General features: G+C 67.2%; 6 protein-coding genes. All 6 read right to left on the bottom strand.

Annotated elements, in window-relative coordinates; all coding sequences use genetic code 11:
• Positions 1-725 (bottom strand): beta-ketoacyl synthase N-terminal-like domain-containing protein (locus RT567_RS14660; RefSeq protein WP_313576993.1); only part of this gene is annotated, 725 nt, incomplete at its 3' end.
• Between the two features lie 49 nt (positions 726-774).
• Positions 775-1,422: a 3-oxoacid CoA-transferase subunit B gene (locus RT567_RS14665; protein ID WP_313576994.1), complete on the bottom strand. Its 648-nt coding sequence runs from the start codon at positions 1,420-1,422 to the stop codon at positions 775-777.
• Positions 1,419-2,141: a CoA transferase subunit A gene (locus tag RT567_RS14670; RefSeq protein WP_199683683.1), complete on the bottom strand. Its 723-nt coding sequence runs from the start codon at positions 2,139-2,141 to the stop codon at positions 1,419-1,421. Before RT567_RS14670 ends, RT567_RS14665 begins: the two co-directional genes overlap by 4 nt.
• A gap of 9 nt (positions 2,142-2,150) precedes the next feature.
• The gene (locus RT567_RS14675; protein WP_313576995.1) at positions 2,151-3,044 is read right to left on the bottom strand and encodes a dioxygenase; all 894 of its coding nucleotides are present in this window, start codon (positions 3,042-3,044) and stop codon (positions 2,151-2,153) included.
• A gap of 39 nt (positions 3,045-3,083) precedes the next feature.
• The gene (gene catC, locus RT567_RS14680; protein WP_200165468.1) at positions 3,084-3,374 is read right to left on the bottom strand and encodes a muconolactone Delta-isomerase; all 291 of its coding nucleotides are present in this window, start codon (positions 3,372-3,374) and stop codon (positions 3,084-3,086) included.
• 4 nt (positions 3,375-3,378) lie between these two features.
• The coding region (locus RT567_RS14685) for an enolase C-terminal domain-like protein (protein WP_313576996.1) at positions 3,379-3,826 on the bottom strand (448 nt) is incomplete at its 5' end.

Here is a 3,826-nt window from a genome sequence, read left to right on the forward strand (position 1 = left end):
CGCACGACCGGCTTCAGCTTGGCGAGGGCGTCGAGGGAGGTGGCGCGCGGATGCTCGTCCACGGCGAAGACGACGGGGTCGCCGCTTCGCTGGGACACGGAGACGGGCGTGATCTCGGCGTCGAACCGGCCGGAGGCCAGGGCGGCGGCGGCCTTGGTCTGGCTGTCCAGGGCGAAGGCGTCCTGCGCCTCGCGGGTGATGGCCCACTGCTCGGCGACGTTCTCGGCCGTCTGGGGCATGGTGTCCACGCCATAGGCGGCGCGCAGGGCCGGGTTGATGAAGCGCCAGCCCATCGTCGTGTCTTCGATCATCTGGGCGCGGTCGAAGGCGGTCGCGGCCTTGCCCATCACATAAGGCGCGCGGGTCATGCTCTCGGCGCCGCCGGCGATCATCAACTCGGCCTCGCCCGCGCGGATGGCCTGCGCCGCTAGACCCACAGCGTTGAGGCCGGACCCGCACAGACGGTTGATCGTTGATCCCGGCACGGTCTCGGGCAGGCCCGCCAGCAGCACGGCCATGCGCGCGACGTTGCGGTTGTCCTCACCCGACTGGTTGGCGCAGCCTAGGATGACGTCCTCGACGGCGCCCCAGTCCAGCCCAGAGTTGCGCTCGGCCAGCGCCCGCAGCGGGATCGCCGCCAGATCGTCGGCGCGTACCGCCGACAGCCCGCCGTTCAGCCGCCCGACGGGCGTGCGGATCGCGTCGCAGATGAAGGCTTGTGTCATTAGGCTTGCCCTATCGCTCGCCGCGCGGCGGCTCTCTTCTTGAGGGCTGTCATGCCGCCGCCCCTATGGCCAGCGGCGCGCCGGTCTTGGCCGTGATCTCCTCGACCGTGACGCCGGGGGCGGTCTCGATCAGCGTCAGGCCGCCTCGTTTCCGATCCACGGCGATGACGCCCAGATCGGTGATGATCAGGTCCACGACCTTCTGCCCGGTCAGGGGCAGGGCGCATTGCTCCAGAATCTTGGGCGAGCCGTCCTTGGCGACGTGATCCATCACCACGACGATGCGCTTGACCCCGGCGACCAGATCCATGGCGCCGCCCATGCCCTTCACCATCTTGCCGGGGATGGTCCAGTTGGCCAGATCGCCGTTGGCGGCGACCTCCATCGCTCCCAGCACGGCCATGTCGATATGGCCGCCCCGGATCATGGCGAAGCTGTCCGCCGAGGAGAAGAAACTGGACGTCGGCAGCACAGTCACAGTCTGCTTGCCAGCGTTGATCAGGTCGGGGTCGGCTTCGCCCTCGAACGGGAAGGGGCCGATGCCGAGCAGGCCGTTTTCGCTTTGCAGCGTGACGCGGACGCCTGCGGGCACATGGTTGGCGACCAGCGTCGGTATGCCGATGCCCAGATTCACATAATAGCCGTCGCGCAGTTCCTGCCCGGCGCGGGCGGCCATCTCGTCGCGGGTCCAGCTCATGCCGAGGCCTCCTCACGCGGACGGGTCGTCAGCTTCTCGATGCGCTTTTCATTGATGGTCGAGAGGACGATGCGGTCGACATAGATGCCTGGCGTGTGGATGGCGTCGGGGTCGAGGGCGCCTTCGGGAACGATCTCCTCGACCTCGACCACGGTGGTCTTTCCGGCCGTCGCCATGTTGGGATTGAAGTTGCGCGCCGTCTTGCGGAACATCAGGTTTCCGGCCGGATCGGCCCGCCAGGCCTTGATGATCGACAGGTCGGCGCGTAGCCAGGTCTCGCGCACATAGTCATCGCCTTCGAAGGTCTCGACGGGCTTGCCCTCGGCGACGACGGTGCCGACGCCGGTCCTGGTGTAGAAGGCGGGGATGCCCGCGCCCCCCGCCCGGATGCGTTCGGCCAGGGTGCCCTGCGGGTTCAGTTCAAGCTCCAGTTCGCCGGACAGATACTGCTGCTCGAACAGCTTGTTCTCGCCGACGTAGCTGGAGATCATCTTCTTCACCTGACGGCTCTCCAGCAGCATCCACAGGCCGAAGCCGTCGGCGCCCGCATTGTTGGAGATGACGGTCAGCCCGCCGACCCCGGAAGCCCGGATCTCGGGGATCAGGCTCTCGGGGTTGCCCGAGAGCCCGAAGCCGCCGGACATGATGGTCATGCCGTCGAACAACAGGCCCTCGAGCGCGGCGCGGGGAGAAGCGAAAATCTTGGACACGAACCGCAGACCCTTCGATCAGGCCGCCGCGCGGGCGCGGCCGGACAGGTGCTCGTCCGCCTTTTCAGCGGCGCGCTGCAGGGTGAAGTCAAAGGCGACATAGGCGCTGTCGCCCTGACGCTGCGGCACCGGCAGCAGGCCGTCGCGGGTGGCGAAGGCGAAGTCGTCGGCCGCGAACGGATCGTCGCCGAAGTTGATCTGGGTCGTCAGCGAACGGTAGCCGGGCGCCTCGACGAAGAAGTGGACGTGGGCTGGACGATTGCCGTGGCGGCCGATGGCCTTCAGCATCCGGTCGGTCGCGCCGTTCGGCGGCACCGAATAGCCGTTCGGCATCTTGGAGCTGAAGTAGTAGCGGCCGTCCGCGCCGATCTTGATGCGGCGACGGTTGTTGAACGGGGTCTGTTCGCCGGTCGGGTCGAAGTGGGAATAGAAGCCCTTCGAATTGGCGTGCCAGACGTGAAGGATGGCGTCGGCGGGCGCCTCGCCGTCGGGGCCGACGATGTTGCCGGTCATATACAGGGTGTCGGTGTCGTCGGCGTCGTCGGTCAGATTGACGTTCTCGCCTTCAACCATGGGCGCGCCTTCGACATAGAGGGGGCCTTCGATGGTGCGCGGGGTGCCGCCGGTGCGGCCCGCCTCGGCGTCCTTGGCGTCGAGGAACAGGTCCATGAAGTGCTCAAGACCTGAACCCGGCACGATCAGGCCGAACTCCTGAGCGCCGTCCTGGAAGAATTTGATCGCGCCCCAGAACTCGTCCTCACTGACGTCGTGCTTGACGATGACGCGCATCAGGGTCTCGACCACGTCGCGGGTGATGGACTTCAGCCGGGGATCACCGCCGTCGACGGTCATGCCGCTGGCGCGATCCAGCAGCTTCTGCACCTCGGGCGTGGCGACGAAATCTTCGGTCATGTCTTCTTCCTCTCCAATAGTGTTGGCCCTTGTGGGCTCTTAGCGATCGTCCTCGTGGATCGATGACGGATGGCGGCACAGGGCGGTGACCTGGACGTCCATGTAGGGAAACAGCGGCAGGGTGCTGAGAAGGTCATGCAGCGTCTGGGCGTCGGCGACGTCGAAGATGCTGACGTTGCTGTATCGCCCGGCGACGCGCCACAGGTGACGCCAGATTCCCTGACGTTGCAGATCCTGGGCGCGGGCCTTTTCCTCGGCCTTCAGGCGATCGATCTTCGCCGGGTCGGCGTCGTGCGGAATGCGCACATCCATGGTCACATGAAACAGCATCGATTTACCCCGCAACCAGCTTTGGCGTGATGACCGAGGTCCGGGCGCCTCGATCGCGACGGAGCGCCGCAATGGCGTCCTCGTTCAGTTGAACGCCGAGGCCCGGTCCGTCCGGCACGGTCAGGCAGCCGTCGGCGTAGTGCAGCGGCTGGGCCAGCAGTTCCTCGGTCAGCAGCAGGGGGCCGAACAGTTCGGTGCCGAACTCGATCTCGGGCAGGGTGGCGAACACCTGGGCCGAGGCGATGGTGCCGACCGGCCCCTCCAGCATGGTGCCGCCGTACAGGGCGACGCCCGCCGCCTGGGCGATCCCGGCCAGGCGCTTGGCCTCGGTCAGGCCGCCGGCCTGGGCGATCTTCAGGGCGAAGACGTCGGCCGCCTGGCCGCAGGCCAGGGCGTAACCGCTCTCGGGGCCGTGCAGGGCTTCGTCGGCCATGATGGGGATCAGGCCCATG

Origin of the sequence: Brevundimonas sp. (genome assembly GCF_032107865.1) — a bacterium.
Lineage (GTDB): Bacteria > Pseudomonadota > Alphaproteobacteria > Caulobacterales > Caulobacteraceae > Brevundimonas.

Bases quoted from the DNA above. Each gene is read 5' to 3' on its own strand.
- catC (WP_200165468.1), bottom strand. From the start codon at position 3,374: ATGCTGTTTCATGTGACCATGGATGTGCGCATTCCGCACGACGCCGAC.
- RT567_RS14675 (WP_313576995.1), bottom strand. From the start codon at position 3,044: ATGACCGAAGATTTCGTCGCCACGCCCGAGGTGCAGAAGCTGCTGGAT.
- RT567_RS14665 (WP_313576994.1), bottom strand. From the start codon at position 1,422: ATGAGCTGGACCCGCGACGAGATGGCCGCCCGCGCCGGGCAGGAACTG.